Genomic DNA, 16083 nt, shown 5'->3' with positions numbered 1-16083 from the left:
TGTGACGGTATGATCGAGTTCGACAACGTCTCGAAGTCCTTCTGGACCGGCAAGACGCGCAAGGTGATCCTCGATCAGGCCACGTTCCGTGTGGAACTGGGCAAATCCCTCGGCATCCTCGCCCCCAACGGCACCGGCAAGACCACGATCATCAACATGATGGCGGGCCTCGAACAGCCCGACGAGGGCAAGATCACCCGCACCGCCCGCATCTCCTTCCCGCTGGGCTTCATGGGCGGCGTCGTCAACCGCCACTCGGCGACCGAAAACGCCCGCTACATCGCCCGTCTCTACGGCCTAGACCCCGACTATGTCGAAAGCTTCTGCCGCTGGATGTGCGACATCGGCGAATATTTCGACATGCCCGTCGGCACCTATTCCTCCGGCATGCGCGGCCGCTTCTCCTTCGCGCTCCTCCTTGCCCTCGAATTCGACATCTACCTGATCGACGAGGGCATGCCCGGCACCACCGACGCCGACTTCAACCGAAAGGCCGGTGCCATCCTCCGCCAGCGCCTGCGCGAGGCGACCGTCGTCGTCGTCTCCCATCAGGCCTCCACCATCGAGAAATTCTGTCGAAGCGCCGCGGTCCTCCGTCATGGCCGCCTGCACATGTTCGACACCCTGGAAGAAGCGAAACGGCTGTATAACTATGAAACTCAAGGTTAAGCGGTACAACACGCGCCGTCCCGACATCCCGCCCGCCGACGAAGGCGCGGCGCGGCAGGCGGCACCGGCACGCCCCAGCCCCCGCATGGTGCCCCCCGATCAGGAAATCCCGCGCGCCAGCCCGCTGTCGCCCGCTTCCGGCCCGTCCGTTGCCGCCACGCGCCCCGAAATGCTCTTCGAACAGACCGAGGACGGCTTCGGCGACGCCCCCTATCCCACCGCTGGGGTCCCTGCAGCACAGGCCTCCTCGCCCTCCGAACAAAGCGCCGCCTCCGACCTCGATTCGATCCGCCGCGAGGGCCTGACCGGCCGCCAACTCCGCCTCGCCCGCCGCATGGCGCAGAAATACGGCCTCCCCGCCACCTCCGATTTCGACGCTGTCCGCCTGCTCCGGCAGGCCGGGCTCGATCCCTTCCGCCCGAATCCCGTGGTCGAGATCGTAGCCGAGGAAGAAGCCGCCGCCGCCGGAGCGCAGGGCGGCGCGATGGTCCCCGTTCCAGCCGGCGCCCGCCTGCCCCAGACGATCAAGCCCGCCAAGATGCCCGCCCCTATGGACGAGGTGAATCACGCGGCTGAAATCCTGAAGATGCAGCAGGATCTCGCCCGCCGCCGCCGCCGCCGCTCCATGCTGATGATGGCGCGGCTGCTCTTCTTCGTCATCCTGCCCACCGTTCTGGCAGGCTTCTACTACTACCGCATCGCCACCCCGCTCTACGCCACCAAGACCGAATTCGTCATCCAGCAGGCCATGCCGCAAAGCGCCAGTTCCACCTCGATGGGGGGGCTGGCCAACACGCCCATGGCCAACATGCAGGATTCGATCACGGTGCAGGGCTATCTGCAATCGCGCGACGCCATGCTGCGCCTCGACCGCGACATCGGCTTCCGGCAGGTCTTCACCGATCCCTCGATCGACCCGATCCAGCGCCTCGATCCCGACGCCTCGAACGAGGCCGCCTACAAGATCTACCAGCGCAACGTCCGCGTCTCCTACGATCCGACCGAAGGCATCATCCGCATGGAGGTGATCGCCCCCGATCCCGAAACCTCCGTCCGCTTCTCGCAGGCCCTCATCGGCTATGCCGAGGAACAGGTGGATCAGTTGACCCAGCGCCTGCGCGAAGACGCCATGCGCGGCGCCCGCGAAAGCTATGACGAGGCAGAGGCCGCGCTTCTCGACGCCCGCCAGCGTTCGGTGAACCTGCAGGAAACCTTCAAGGTCCTCTCCTCCGACGTGGAGGTCAGCCTGATCACAGGCCAGATCGGCCAGCTTGAAGGCCAGCTTACCACCGACAAGCTGTCGCTGGCACAGATGGAATCGAACGAGAACCCGAACCCCGCCCGGATGGACCCGCTGAAACGCCGCATCGCCACGCTGGAACGGGAAATCAGCCTCCTGCGCGCCAAACTGGTCGAGGAAGACAGCTCCGGCCAATCCCTCGCCCGCGTGCAATCCGAACTCGCCGTGGCCGAGGCCGATGCCGAAACTCGCCAGATGATGCTGGCGCAGGCCTTGCAGGCCATGGAAACCGCGCGGATCGAGGCCAACCGTCAGGCCCGCTACATCTCGCTCTCCGTGGCTCCCGTGGCCCCCGACGAGGCGACCTATCCCCGCGCATTCGAGAATACGGTGGTGGCGATGCTCATCTTTGCGGGTATATACCTGCTCCTGTCGATGACCGCCGCAATCCTGCGCGAACAGGTCTCGGCCTGAGGAACAAGATGAAGAACGTCCAGATCGGCGGGCTGTCCGTCAGCAATGACAGCCCGCTTCTCGTGATCGCCGGCCCCTGCCAGCTCGAATCCCTCGACCATGCCCAGATGATCGCGGGCACCATGGCCGAGGCCTGCGTCAAGGCCGGCGCGCAATACGTGTTCAAGGCCAGCTACGACAAGGCCAACCGCACCTCGCTCAAGGGCAAGCGCGGGCTTGGGATCGAGGCTGGGCTCAAGGTGCTGGAGGCCGTCCGCGCCATGGGGATGCCGGTCCTCACCGACATCCACGATGCCGAACAGGCCCGCATGGCGGCGCAGGTGGTCGACGTGATCCAGATCCCCGCCTTCCTCTGCCGCCAGACCGACCTGCTGATCGCGGCGGGCGAGACGGGCGCCGTGGTCAACATCAAGAAGGGCCAGTTCCTCGCCCCGTGGGACATGGACAACGTGGCCGACAAGGTCGCCTCCACCGGAAATGACCGCATCCTTCTCACGGAACGCGGCACCAGCTTCGGCTACAACACTCTGGTGGCCGACATGCGTGGCCTGCCCCGCATGGCGCGTACGGGCTGGCCCGTCATCATGGACGCCACCCATTCCGTGCAGCAGCCGGGCGGTCAGGGCGGCTCCTCGGGCGGACAGCGCGAATTCGCCCCCGTCATGGCCCGCTGCGCCGTCTCCATCGGGATCGCGGGCGTCTTCATCGAAACGCATGAGGCCCCGGACACGGCCCCCTCCGACGGCCCGAACATGATCCCGCTCTCCGCCATGCCCGCGCTGGTCGAAAGCCTGATGCAGTTCGACCGCCTCGCCAAGGCCGACCCGATCCGCATCTGAGGGCCCCGAAAAGGTCATCACCCACAAGGCTCCGGGACAGCCCGTGCCCAAGGCACGGGCGTAGGGCGGGGTTCACCCCGCCACACCCACACGCCCCGCCGCCTGCCCCAAACACTACGCAATCCCCAAAGCACCGCCCGCTGCGTGCTGACAGTTTGCGGTACAGTTTACGGCACAGCCTCCGGCACGCCTCGCGCAGCCCTCACGCCACCTGCCCGGCCACCCATCCCGATGACCATGCCCATTGGAAGTTGTATCCCCCCAACCACCCCGTCACATCGACGACCTCGCCCACGAAATAAAGCCCCGGCACACCCTTGGCCTCCATCGTCCGGCCATCCAGCGCATCGGTATCGACCCCCCCCAGCGTGACCTCCGCCGTCCGGTAACCCTCTGATCCCACGGGACGAAGTTCCCACCCCCTGACCCGCGCCGCGACCTGTTCCAGCGCCGCGCGCCCCATCTCGGCCAGCGGCCCCCCGGCCCCTGCCTGCGCCTCCACCACCCGCGCCAGCTTCTCCGGCATCACCTTCGCCAGCGCCGTCCGCAGCGCCGCCCGCCCCGCAACCCGCTTCTCCTCCGCCAGAAAGGCCGCCATATCCCGCCCCGGCACAAGATCCAGCGTGATCGCCTCCCCTTCCCGCCAATAGCTTGATATCTGCAGGACCGCAGGCCCCGACAACCCGCGATGCGTGAACAGCACCGCCTCGTCGAACCCCACCTTCCCCCGGCTCACCCGCCCCGCCGCAAGCGACACCCCGGCCAAAGGCCGCATCCACTCCAATTCCTGCTCCGCAAAGGTCAAGGGCACCAAGGCAGGCCGCGTCTCCGTCACCGGAATCCCGAATGATTCCGCGACCTTGTAGCCATACCCCGTGGCCCCCATCTTCGGGATCGACTTCCCCCCCGTCGCCACGATGACGGACGCCGCCCGCACCACCCCGCGCGAGGTCTCCACCTCGAATCCGCCCGCAGCGCGCCGCACCTCCCCCAGCGTGGTGCCCAGCCAAAGCTCCACCCCCGCCTGCCCCATGTCACGCTGCAGCATGGCGATGATCTGCGTGGCCGACCCGTCGCAGAACAACTGCCCCAGCGTCTTCTCATGCCAGGCAATTCCCGCCGCATCGACCCGCGCGATGAAATCCGCAGCCGTGTAACGCCGCAAGGCCGACAGGGCAAAGCGTTGATTCCTCGAAAGGAACCGCTCCATCGCGATGCCCGTGTTGGTAAAGTTACACCGCCCCCCGCCCGAGATCCGGATCTTCTCCCCCGGCGCCTTGGCATGGTCCACGACCAGCACGCGCCGCCCCCGCCGCCCTGCCTCGATCGCGGCGAACATCCCGGCAGCCCCGGCCCCGAGCACGATGACATCGACCTGTCCCATGCCCCCTGCCTATCCCCACCGGCCCGCCACGACAATGCCGCAGATTTTCCACGTCACCCCCCTTGCACCCCCCAAACGCCTTCGCTAAACACCGCCGCACGGTTGGGGCGTCGCCAAGTGGTAAGGCAGCGGTTTTTGGTACCGCCATACCTAGGTTCGAATCCTAGCGCCCCAGCCAGCCACTCGCGACGCTCGGGGCGTCCAAGTTTTCCACAGACAGAGTTAACGCGATGCCGCTAGCGGTGCCCCAAGGGATGCCCCAATTCGCACATCAGATCGTGTCGCTATCGAGGTAGCTGAGATACCAGTTCCTTGCGTTTCCCGTGATTGCGGCGACCGGCACGAGGTGTAATCATCCAAACCAAAAGTAACGTTCTATTGGTCATTTGCATAAGCCAGCGTTAGGCGAAGCTCTTTTTTGGATGGTCCTGGATGGTATGGGGAATCTTCTTCTCGTCCGACTTCGACGCCTTCTCCCCGAAAGGCGCGTTTCGCGGATACCACGCCGCTCTCGCGGCCCATTTCAACGCCCGCCAGGTCCCCGGCCTGACCCCGAAGCACCCTCCTCGCTACGTCTTCACCGATGACCGGCCGCTCGACGGCGACGGCAAGCCTTACGAGGTGTTCCAAATCTACGTCCTCCACGTGAGCGAGAAATTCCATTCCGAACTCGGCGAAAACGGCTATCACCGACCGCCGCTGCTGCCGATCGCGGCGCATGAATGGCCAAAGGAATTCGTTTACGACCGCACCTATGCGCGCAAGGCTGCGCTGATGGAGGGGCCCAACCGAATGTACTTCGTGGCAGAGCCCTTACGCGAGATCATCGAACGGCTCGAACCTGGGGTGCATCACTTCAACCCGATCCGGGTTCTGCTGCCGAAAGGGGAGGAACATCCCGTGCAGCATCACATGATGGTGGTGGGTCGATGGCTTTCTGCCTTTCGCCTGCAAGAAAGCGATCCGAAAAGCCTGTGGGATACTGACAGCCCCTCCCCGTCCATCGGCTTGCCGCTCAAGGAACGCTGTCGCGGCGTTGCAATGTCGGCCGAGGCGATCGGCAGCGCCCATCTTTGGTGCGAGCGGCACCTGCGCCGGCTCACCTTCTGCATGTCCGACAGGCTGCAGGCAGAGATCACCGCAGCCGGGCTGCACATCCCGCCACACTATCGGATGCGCACATCCGAATAATCACATTTCAAGGAACCGCTCGTGTTCACAAGGCTTGGGGATGCAGGCTTGAGGGGGCTGGCGCCAGAAAGGTCCGAATGGAGTTCGACTGGGAAGGCAAAGTCACCCGCATGACTGGCATCCATGAATAGACCATCGCCAAAGCACGCAAATGACATGCCCCCACCGGGGCGACACAGGCGACAGCGTCGGGGATGATGACCGTCGCGCTGGGATCACTGGGCAAATGGCCACCGCCTGATGCCGTACCCTCCGGCACTCAGCGCGGTGACGCCTTCGCAGTCCGCTGGATCACCGAATTTCTGCGCCCGGACAGGCATCCACGTTCCGATGAACACCGAAGCGGCAACGCGCGGTCAACCTTCGCATCCCCGGCAGGATGCCCCGCCCTGTCCGGAAAAGGCATCGCCTTGGGCCCCCGAAGGGATCAGCCTGCAACCCGCCTTCATCGCCGAGGGCAGCCCAGCACTGTCGATACTCGCCGCGAGAATTCTCACGATCCGTCAACAATCCACAGCATTTCACAGGAATTGCACATTCCGAGCGCGTTCGGCCACACCGCCGCCACAGAGAAGGGCTTGTATACCAACGTTAACAGGAGTCTACCTCACCCTGAGGGACTCATTTGGGATCGCGCGTCCGGGATCTGAACATGACGAAGACAGCACTCGTGGCGACCGGCGTCGTCCGCACCAACTCTCTCGATTTCGTGGACCATGTCTTTGCCCTCTACGCGGCGCATGTTCCCCTCGTCATGCTTTCGGACGCGGCACAGGCGGGGAACCTTCCGGGCATCACCATCGACCGCTGCATCCAACCCGGGGGCCGGACTGGATGGCTCACGGCACGGCATGCCATCGAAGACGGCGATGACATCGCCCAGATCAGCTACACCTCCGGCACAGAGGGGAAACCGAAGGGCATCGTCCTCACGCATGGCAATCTCGCCGATGCCACCCGCCGCATCATCGATGCCATGCAGATGACATCCGACATCCGCGAATATGTCGGCATTCCCGCGACCTTCAGCTTCGGCCTCGCCCGCTTCCGCGCGATCAGCGCCGTCGGTGGCCAGGCCTACATGCCGCCCCGCGGTTTCGACCCGATGGAATTCGCCCGCATGCTGGCCGCGGATCAGATCAACGCCCTCTCCGCGGTGCCCAGCCTCCTGCGCCTCCTCCTCGCCTCGCCCGAGATCATCGGGCAGGCGGGCTCCCGCCTGCGCTGGATGGAGATCGGCTCGCAACCCATGACAGCCGAAGAGAAACTGGCGATCCGCGCCATGTTCCCCAAGGCGCGCATCGTGCAGCATTACGGCCTGACCGAGGCTTCGCGCAGCACCTTCCTCCAAATTTCCGAGGTGGAACCCTCTCGCCTCGCCTCCGTCGGACGACCGCTGGGCAAGACCGAGATCGGTCTGGACAGCTCCGGCCGCATCCGCATCCGCGGCCCCCATGTGGCGGCCTCGCGCATCGATGCCGACGGTTTCCACAGCCTTCTTGACGCGGAAGGCTGGCTACAGACGAACGACCTCGGCCACATGTCCGACGGTGATCTGTTCTTCGACGGCCGCGCCGACGACCTGATCAATTGCGCGGGCGTGAAGATCGTTCCCGATCAACTGGAATCCCAACTGCGCGCCCGTCTCGCGCCCGATACCCAACTTTGCGTCGTGCGCATCCCCGATGCCGAACGCGGCGACGGTATCCTCGTCGCGATCGAAGGCGACCAATCCGCCGCAGATCGCCTCCGCCCCGTCGCGGATGCCGCCCTACGCGAGATGGGCGTGGCAGCAGGCACCGCGCTGCGGGTGATGGCCGTCGACGGCCTGCCCCGCACCGAAACCGGCAAGATCCAGCGCAAGGTCCTTACCGAGCGCTACCTCGCCCAGCCTCCCGCACAGACCCAGGGACCTGCCGCGACCGGCACCGTCACCGATGTGCGTTCTCTCTTCCAGCATGAATTTCCCGGCCAGACGATCCGCGAGGAAGACACCTTCGAAACCCTCGGCGGGGATTCGCTCCACTACATCAAATTTTCCATTGCATTCGAAAAGCGCTTCGGCGCCCTTCCCGACAAATGGGAATCCCTCACGGCGGCGCAACTGCAGAAACACGTCGAAGGCAGGCCGAAATCCGGCTGGCTTCCCCTCGAAACCGTGACGCTGACCCGGTCCTTCTTCATCCTCTGCATTCTTGGCCTGCACACCAACGCCTTCATCTACAGTTCCAACTGGGGCGCGGCCTATTTCCTAATCATGCTGGCCGGCTATTCCGTCGCCCGCTTCCAACTGCCCGAAATCATCCGCACAGGAAGCGTGCGCACCCTGTTCGGCACTGTCGCCTCGGTGGCCATTCCCACGATGATGGTCATCGCCGTCCTCGAGGTCGCGACGCAGGAATTCAACCTGATGCAACTCCTGCTGGTGTCGAACTTCCTCGATCCCAGTTCGCTGCACATGTTCCTGTTCTATTTCGTGGAGTTCTACATCCAGCTGCTTCTCCTCACGGCCCTGCTCTTCTCCATTCCCAAGGTCCGCGCCGTCTTCAGCAGCCAACCCATGTACAGCGCGATTGCCGTCCTCGCCCTCGTCATCGGCTTCGACCATGCGCTCGATCAAATCTGGAACATGGATTACAACTTCCACCGCACGCCGTGGCACTATGCCTGGCCCTTCGTGGTGGGCATCATCATCGCCAATGCCAACGACTTTCAGTCGCGCCTTCTGGCCCTCACCGTGTCGCTCATCGCGATCCTGATCCAGTGGCAGTTCACCTCGGCCGCCTATTACGTCGGCGGCGGTTGCCTGCTGATCCTGTTCGTCCGCAGCATTCGCCTGCCTGCCGCCGCCAAACTGGTCATCGCCAACATCGCCTCCGCATCGATGTTCATCTACCTCTGCCACGAGACGACGATCCAGATCGTGAACAAGACCTTCGGCGAACCCCATCCCTGGATTTCGCTGGTCCTCTCCGTCACCATCGGAATCGCGGGCATGCAGGTCTACAGCTATCTTGAACGCCGTTTCCTGCAGGCTCGGAAACACATCACCCAAAACGCCTGACGCGCCGGGGCGTCAAAGCCCCGCGCCTGCCATGGCCTCCCGCGCCTCCGGCGACAGGCGCTCCAGCGGGACGATATAGGTGTGGATCGAAAACACCACCGCCCCGCTCCGGGGCAGCCGCGCGATCACCTGCCGCTCCGACCGCATGTAAAGCCGCTCCACCGCATAGGGCCGCCGGTCACCCTCCACGCGCGGCTGATGCAGCGTCGGGTCGTCATAGACCAACGCGTTGTACCGCTCCATCGGCTGGCCCGGCCGCACCATGTCGAACAGGCGCTGCACGCGCCGCGCCAGCTCGGCATCGTAATGCGCCACCGGGCGATGGATGCCGGTCATGGGCTTCCCGATCTTCTGCGCCAGCGTCCAGCTTGCCGGGAAACACAGGATGGCCCCCGTCATCACGCTTTCCTCGCCCCGCCGCTCCATCAGGCACAGGTCCTCCTGCACCAGCCGCCCCAGCGTCACCATGGGAAAGCGCCCATCCAGCGGCACGACCACCCCGTCGGGCCGCGTCACCGCCCCCGCACCGACGGCATAGCCCGGACGGCGCGACAGGATTTCCAGCACGGCCTCCAGCAATTCCTCCGCCGCCACTCGCCCCTCGGGCAAAAGCGCATGCACCAGAGGCAGCCGCGTCGCGATCAACCAATCGCGCTCGGCCATCTGGCCCGCAAAGGCCTCGTCCGCCCGGATCCAGTCCTCCGCCCCGCAGGGTCGCATCCCCGGCAGGCGCGCCGTGGCCGCCTCCATCCAAGGCACATGGGGCAGACTGTCCTGAAGCACGGGCACACGCATGCCCCTTGCTAGCCGCCGCGCGAAACCCGTGCAACCCGGTCTGAAACCGACGCAAGCCGTCGCCCCCCGGCAATCGCGCAGGCCCTCCCCCCGCCACCATCGCGATGACAGCAGGGGGGATGCCGCATGACCGTCCAATACCACGCCGACCGCCGCAAGATCGACCCGACGCGCGGCCCCCGGCTCGCCGACGGCACCCCGAATGACAATGACCGCGTCGAGATCGGCCCCACCCAACTCGCCTTCACCGAATGGGAGGCGGCGGGTCTCACCCCTCCGAACCTCGACCGGATGCGCCACTACCGTTGGGACCGTCTGGTCAAGGCGCTCCACGCCCGCGATTACGGCGGCCTCCTGATGTTCGATCCGCTGAACATCCGCTACGCCACCGATACGACGAACATGCAGCTCTGGAACACCCACAACCCCTTCCGCGCCTGCCTGCTCTGCGCCGACGGGCATATGGTGATGTGGGAATACAAGAACTCCCCCTTCCTCGTGACCTTCAACCCGCTGGTCAAGGAACTGCGTTCGGGCGCAACCTTCTTCTACAACTCCACCGGTGACCGGGGCGAAGCCGCCGCCCGCGCCTTCGCCGCGCAGGTGGATGAGGTGATGCGCGAACACGCAGGCACCAACCGTCGCCTCGCCGTGGACAAGATCATGGTCCACGGTCTGCGCGCGCTGGAAGGGATCGGGTTTCAGGTGATGGAGGGTGAAGAAGTCACCGAACGCACCCGCGCCATCAAGGGCCCCGATGACATGCTAGCGATGCGCTGCGCGGCCCATGCCTGCGAAAGCGCGGTGGCCGCGATGGAGACCTTCACCCGCGAGAACGTGCCGAAAGGCGGCATCAGCGAGGATGACATCTGGTCGGTCCTGCACGCCGAAAACATCCGGCGCGGCGGCGAATGGATCGAAACGCGCCTCCTCGCCTCCGGCCCCCGCACCAATCCGTGGTTTCAGGAATGCGGCCCCCGCATCGTGCAGAACAATGAAATCGTCGCCTTCGACACCGACCTGATCGGCGCCTACGGTTTCTGCATCGACATCTCCCGCACCTGGTGGGTGGGCGACGAACGCCCCACCAATGCGATGATCGCGGCCTATGCCCATGCGCTCGACCATATCCGCGACCATCAGGCGCGGCTGAAACCCGGCGTCTCCATCCGCGAACTCACCTTCGGCGGGCACCAACTCGACGACCAGTATTGGAAGCAGAAATATTCCTGCAAGATGCACGGGGTGGGGCTCTGCGATGAATGGCCCTATGTCACCTATCCTGACGGCTGGATGGAGGGTGCCTTCGACGCCGTCCTCGAACCCGGCATGACGATCTGCGTCGAGGCGCTGGTCAGCCCGGAAGGCGGCGATTTCTCGATAAAGCTCGAAGATCAGGTGCTGATCACCGAAACCGGCTGCGAGAACCTGACCCGCTACCCGTTCGACCGCGCCCTGATGGGCCAGCCCTGAGCCACGATTTTTCTGCGAAAAATCAGGGGGCTATCCGCCCCCTCTTGGCCTGCGGCCAATTCACCCCCGAGGATATTTGCAGAACGGATGAAGCAGGAGGGCCGGTTCCTTCCCTTCATCCGTTCGACAGATATCCTGCAGGGGGTGAGGCGCGGCACGCGCCGAGGGGGACGCAAAGTCCCCCTTCCTTTCCGAATTTTCGCAGAAAATTCGTCCCCCCCGATCCCTCCCAGCGCCTTGCCTCGCTCCCCGTCCCGGCGTAATGCCTGCGCGTCCCGTCCTGACATGAGGCCCGCCATGATCCCCCGCTACTCCCGCCCCGACATGGTCGCCATCTGGGAACCCCAGACCCGCTTCCGCATCTGGTTCGAGATCGAGGCCCATGCCTGCGACGCGCAAGCCGCCCTCGGCGTCATCCCCAAGGCCAATGCCGAAGCCGTCTGGAAAGCCAAGGACACCACTTTCGACGTGGCCCGCATCGACGAGATCGAGGCCGTCACCAAACACGACGTCATCGCTTTCCTCACCCACCTCGCCGAAATCATCGGCAATGACGAGGCGCGTTTCGTTCATCAGGGGATGACCTCGTCGGATGTCCTCGACACCACCCTGAACATCCAGCTTGCCCGCGCAGCCGACCTGCTGCTTGCCGGCATGGACCGCGTGCTTGCCGCGCTGAAAACCCGCGCCTACGAGCACAAGGACACCGTCCGCATCGGCCGCAGCCACGGCATCCATGCCGAACCCACCACCATGGGCCTGACCTTCGCGCGCTTCTACGCCGAAATGGCCCGCAACCGCACGCGCCTCGTCAATGCGCGGGCCGAGATTGCCACAGGCGCCATCTCGGGCGCCGTCGGCACCTTTGCCAATATCGATCCCCGCGTCGAGGAACATGTCTGCAAGATGCTGGGCCTCACCCCCGAACCCATCTCCACGCAGGTCATCCCCCGCGACCGCCACGCCATGTTCTTCGCCACGCTGGGCGTCATCGCCTCCAGCATCGAAAACATCGCGGTCGAGATCCGCCACATGCAGCGCACCGAGGTGCTGGAGGCCGAGGAATTCTTCTCCCCCGGCCAAAAGGGCAGCAGCGCCATGCCGCACAAAAGAAACCCGGTGCTGACCGAGAACCTCACCGGCCTCGCCCGGCTCGTCCGCATGTCCGTCACGCCCGCGCTGGAAAACGTGGCCCTCTGGCACGAACGCGACATCTCCCATTCCTCCGTCGAACGCGCCATCGGCCCCGACACGACCATCACCCTCGACTTCGCGCTCCACCGCCTTGCGGGCGTGGTCGAGAAACTGGTCATCTACCCCGAGAACATGCTGAAGAACCTCAACAAGTTCAAAGGCCTGATCATGTCGCAGCGCGTCCTCCTCGCGCTCACGCAGGCAGGCGTCAGCCGCGAGGACAGCTACCGCCTCGTGCAAAGGAACGCGATGAAGGTCTGGGAACAGGGCGCCGACTTCAAGACCGAACTGCTGGCCGACCCCGAGGTCACAGCCGCCCTCTCGCCGGCCGAGATCGAAGAGAAATTCGACTTGGGCTATCACACCAAACATGTCGACACGATCTTCGCCCGCGTCTTCGGCTGACCTCACGAAAGCGTGAAATGCACCCGTGGCAGGGATGGAAAAAACCATCCTTGCCAGCGCCAATTCTGTGTTACCTTGAAAGATACGTACCGGATGCGGATTTTCCGACGGCCGGTCGCCCTGCCACTTAGCAACTCGCGAAAGAAAGGACGACCCGTGAAGATCAAGACGACCCTCATCACCCTGACCCTCGCCCTTGCACCGACCTTCGCCCTCGCCGGCGGCGGCTGCAACTGGGAAAAGACCCAGCAATCCGCCTCGTCCTGCGCCGAGGGCACCGTCTATGACGCGGCCTCGGGCAGCTGCGTGCCGCAGACCACCTCCTGATCGGGGGCTTGGTAAGGGCCGGTTAACCCGGCCCGCCTACCCTTCCCGGAAACATGTCACGGGAAGGTCGCCATGCAGGACGAAAGCCCTGTCCAATTCGCCCAGATCGCCACGCTCGCCACGCCGCGCCACGGCCCTGATCCCCGCGCGGGCGACCTTGTTCCCCGCACCACCACACCGGTAGAAAAGGCCGCAATCATCGTGCGGCTCATGCTCGCGCAGGGCGACCCGCTGCCCCTGTCGGACCTTCCCGAACAGCACCAGACCCGCCTTGCCGAACAGATGGCCCGCATGGGCCTCGTCGACCGCGCAACCCTAGCCGCCGTCATAGATGATTTCACACAGGCGCTGGATGCCACCGGCCTCACCTTCCCGCAGGGCATCGATGGGGCGCTCGCCCTCGTCGATGGTCATATCTCGCCCAATGCCGCCAGCCGCCTGCGCCGCCTCGCCGCCGCCTCTGCCAAATCCGACCCTTGGGAGCGGATCGCCACCCTCCCGCCCGACGATCTCCTGCCCCTCCTCGCGGACGAGGCTGCCGAGACCGCCGCCGTCACCCTGTCGAAACTCCCCGTCCCCCGCGCCGCCGAAATCCTTGGCCGCATGCCGGGGGACCGCGCGCGGCGCATCGCGCTGGCCATGTCGCGCACCGCCACCATCGGCCCGGAAACGCTCCGCCGCATCGGCCTTTCCCTTGTCGCGCAACTCGACGCACGCCCGCCCCGCGCCTTCACCTCTGGCCCGGTCGACCGTATCGGCGCCATCCTCAACGTCTCACCCAGCACCACCCGCGACGATGTCCTCGCCGGGCTGGAGGCCGAGGATGCGGCATTCGCCGAACAGGTCCGCAAGGCCATCTTCACCTTCGCCCATATCCCCGCCCGAATCTCGCCGCGCGACATGCCCCGCGTCCTGCGCGCCACCGATCCCGCGCAGATCACCACCGCCTTCGCCGCCGCCACCGCCGACCCCGCCCTCGCCCCCGTCGTCGAACAGATCCTCTCCGCCCTTTCTCCCCGCATGGTGCAACAGATGCGCGAAGACATGGCTGCCCGCGGCAAGGTCCAGCCCAAGGATGCCGATGCCGCCTTCAACGCCATCATCACCGCCATCCGGGGGTTGGAAGCGGCGGGCGAACTCACCCTCTTGCAGAAAGAGGGCGAGGATGCCTGAACCCACCCGCTTGCACCTTCCCACGCCCCCGCCTAGGGTCCGCCCAGCACCAAGGACGCCCTATGCAGACCCCGACCGACGCCTCCACCCGCAAGGGCATCCTCCTGATGCTGGCGGCCCTCCTCCTCTTCACCGCGATGGATGCGCTGGCAAAGGGCCTCGTGCAGGATTACCCCACGACGCAGGTCATCTGGGCACGCTTTGCCGGGCAGGTCCTCCTCGTCCTCGTGATCGTCAACCGCGCCCTGCCCACCATCGCCCGCACCCGCCACCCGTGGCTGCACCTCCTGCGTTCGGCCACGCAACTGGGCGCGACGGGCTTTTTCTTCGCCTCGCTCGCCTATATCGGGCTGGCCGAGTCAACGGCGCTGGCCGACATCAACCCCGTCCTCATCACGCTGGGCGCCGCGATCTTCCTTGGCGAAAAGCTTGGCCCCCGCCGCATCGCAGGCGTCCTTGCCGCCATGGTGGGTGCGATGATCATCATCCGCCCCGGCGCCGATGTCTTCACCCCCGCCGCCCTCCTGCCGCTGGGCTGCGCGGTCAGTTATGCCGCCTCCGCCCTGCTGACGCGCAAGGTCGGCATGACCGAATCCCCGTGGACCGCCATGCTCTACGGCGCGCTCTTCGGCATGATCGTGACCACCGCCCTCCTGCCCGGCGCATGGCAGCCCATCGCGCCCCATGACATCTGGCGCTTCGTCACCGTGGGATGCCTAGGCACCGCCGCCCAAATCTGCCTGATCCGCGCCTTCTCCATGACCGAGGCCTCGATCCTCGCCCCCTTCGGCTATGCGGGCATCCTTTTGGCAACCGTCTGGGGCATCGTCCTCTATGACGAATGGCCCGACCTGCTCACCCTCGTCGGCGCGGCCATCATCGTGGCCTCTGGCCTCTACATCTGGCACCGGGAAACGCAATTGCGCCGCGGGCAGGGTTAGCCGTCACTCCACCCGTGCCGCCGCCAGCACTTCCGCCGGACCCGGCTCCTGCAGGATCACCACCACCGGCTGCGCCCCCGGCGCAGGGGCCGAGATCTCCAGCGGCGCCACTCCCGGCCATTGTGCCAGCGTCGCCCATTCCGTGACGATGTTGTGATAGGTCACCGTCTTCCCGGCATTCTCGCCCCGCTCGATCGCCACCTCCGCCGAGGGCTCATAGCGCACGATCTGCACATCCACGGGCGCGCTCAGCGGCGGTTCCGCCACCGCCCGGATCACGATCAGGTCGCCCACCCGCTCCACCGTCAGGCGAACGGGCTGCGGCTCTGCCAGATGCTTCCCGATCAGCTTCACCACGGCATCCGGGGCCGTGCCCTCCACCCGATCCACCCCGCCCACAATCATCTGCGGCGTGTACACCATCCGGCTCTTCACGGCGCGGGCATAGCTTTTCTGCCGCTCGGTGAATTCCGGACGGGCAAAACTGTCCTGCCAGCCGATATAGTCCCAGTAATCCACATGCAGCGCCAGCGGGATCACCTCCTCATGCGCCGCCAGTTCCGCCAGCAACTCATCCGCCGGCGGGCAAGAGGCGCAGCCCTGGCTCGTATAAAGTTCCACGACCACGGGCGAGGTCATCCCCGCCGCTTCGTCCCCTCCGGCATCTTGGGCAAATGCAGGCACGCCAAGCGCAAGGGTCGCGCCAATTGCAGCGCTGACGAAATGTCGCATCGGTTCCTTCCCGCTCGTCCCCAGTCCCATTCCTGTTACAAAAAGCCCGCCGCCCCCGCCAATCAAGGTTTTGCGAGGCAACCGCCCCCGCTTTTCACCGCCGCGCGTGGCCTCGATGCCGCAGCCCCGCCCGCAGGACCCTGCCGTCCCGCCATAATTCGGGCTGGATTTTCTGCATACAA

Annotated in this window: 13 protein-coding genes and 1 tRNA gene; 11 read left to right on the top strand and 3 right to left on the bottom strand. The window is 65.4% G+C overall.

Annotation, left to right across the window (positions count from 1 at the left end; all coding sequences use genetic code 11):
- Positions 1-9 precede the first annotated feature (9 nt).
- From TabM4_RS09275 to kdsA, 3 genes are read left to right on the top strand one after another with little or no spacing between them, the layout of a single operon-like run.
- The gene (locus tag TabM4_RS09275) at positions 10-669 is read left to right on the top strand and encodes an ABC transporter ATP-binding protein (RefSeq protein WP_434621556.1); all 660 of its coding nucleotides are present in this window, start codon (positions 10-12) and stop codon (positions 667-669) included.
- The gene (locus TabM4_RS09270; RefSeq protein ID WP_434621553.1) at positions 653-2383 is read left to right on the top strand and encodes a capsule biosynthesis protein; all 1731 of its coding nucleotides are present in this window, start codon (positions 653-655) and stop codon (positions 2381-2383) included. Before TabM4_RS09275 ends, TabM4_RS09270 begins: the two co-directional genes overlap by 17 nt.
- An 8-nt stretch (positions 2384-2391) precedes the next feature.
- Entirely contained in the window at positions 2392-3222 is an 831-nt protein-coding gene (kdsA, locus tag TabM4_RS09265; RefSeq protein WP_434621551.1) for a 3-deoxy-8-phosphooctulonate synthase, read from the top strand.
- Positions 3223-3424: 202 nt separating this feature from the next.
- On the opposite strand, the gene TabM4_RS09260 is transcribed toward kdsA, so the two are convergent.
- Entirely contained in the window at positions 3425-4606 is a 1182-nt protein-coding gene (locus TabM4_RS09260) for an NAD(P)/FAD-dependent oxidoreductase (RefSeq protein ID WP_434621548.1), read from the bottom strand.
- Positions 4607-4709: 103 nt separating this feature from the next.
- Here TabM4_RS09260 and TabM4_RS09255 point away from each other — a divergent pair.
- From TabM4_RS09255 to TabM4_RS09245, 3 genes are all read left to right on the top strand, one after another.
- Positions 4710-4784 (top strand) — tRNA-Gln (locus tag TabM4_RS09255).
- A gap of 254 nt (positions 4785-5038) precedes the next feature.
- Positions 5039-5797, top strand: coding sequence for an imm11 family protein (locus TabM4_RS09250; protein WP_434621545.1), 759 nt, complete (start codon positions 5039-5041; stop codon positions 5795-5797).
- 652 nt (positions 5798-6449) lie between these two features.
- Positions 6450-8861, top strand: a complete 2412-nt coding sequence (locus TabM4_RS09245) for an AMP-binding protein (RefSeq protein ID WP_434621542.1) — start codon at positions 6450-6452, stop codon at positions 8859-8861.
- 12 nt (positions 8862-8873) lie between these two features.
- Here the strand turns inward: TabM4_RS09245 and TabM4_RS09240 are convergent, their stop codons facing one another.
- Positions 8874-9656, bottom strand: a complete 783-nt coding sequence (locus TabM4_RS09240; RefSeq protein WP_434621539.1) for a heme-dependent oxidative N-demethylase family protein — start codon at positions 9654-9656, stop codon at positions 8874-8876.
- A gap of 126 nt (positions 9657-9782) precedes the next feature.
- Here TabM4_RS09240 and dddP point away from each other — a divergent pair, with 126 nt between their 5' ends.
- From dddP to TabM4_RS09215, 5 genes are all read left to right on the top strand, one after another.
- Positions 9783-11129: a dimethylsulfonioproprionate lyase DddP gene (gene dddP / locus TabM4_RS09235; protein ID WP_434621537.1), complete on the top strand. Its 1347-nt coding sequence runs from the start codon at positions 9783-9785 to the stop codon at positions 11127-11129.
- A gap of 297 nt (positions 11130-11426) precedes the next feature.
- Positions 11427-12728 carry an adenylosuccinate lyase gene (gene purB / locus TabM4_RS09230; protein WP_434621534.1) on the top strand — a complete coding sequence of 434 codons (1302 nt, stop codon included), beginning with the start codon at positions 11427-11429 and terminating at the stop codon, positions 12726-12728.
- A gap of 156 nt (positions 12729-12884) precedes the next feature.
- Positions 12885-13055, top strand: coding sequence for a hypothetical protein (locus tag TabM4_RS09225; RefSeq protein ID WP_434621531.1), 171 nt, complete (start codon positions 12885-12887; stop codon positions 13053-13055).
- A gap of 72 nt (positions 13056-13127) precedes the next feature.
- Positions 13128-14228, top strand: coding sequence for a FliG C-terminal domain-containing protein (locus TabM4_RS09220; protein WP_434621528.1), 1101 nt, complete (start codon positions 13128-13130; stop codon positions 14226-14228).
- Positions 14229-14290: 62 nt separating this feature from the next.
- The gene (locus TabM4_RS09215) at positions 14291-15169 is read left to right on the top strand and encodes a DMT family transporter (protein ID WP_434621525.1); all 879 of its coding nucleotides are present in this window, start codon (positions 14291-14293) and stop codon (positions 15167-15169) included.
- A 3-nt stretch (positions 15170-15172) separates the two neighbouring features.
- Here TabM4_RS09215 and TabM4_RS09210 read toward each other — a convergent pair whose 3' ends face one another.
- A complete protein-coding gene (locus TabM4_RS09210) occupies positions 15173-15901 on the bottom strand; it encodes a DUF1223 domain-containing protein (protein WP_434621522.1) in 729 nt (242 codons plus the stop codon).
- Between the last annotated feature and the right edge of the window lie 182 nt (positions 15902-16083).

The sequence above is a fragment of the Tabrizicola sp. M-4 genome (assembly GCF_051132405.1).
Classification (GTDB): domain Bacteria; phylum Pseudomonadota; class Alphaproteobacteria; order Rhodobacterales; family Rhodobacteraceae; genus Paragemmobacter.
The sequence above is the reverse complement of the archived record's forward strand: the minus strand, read 5'-3'. Positions and strand labels throughout refer to the sequence as shown.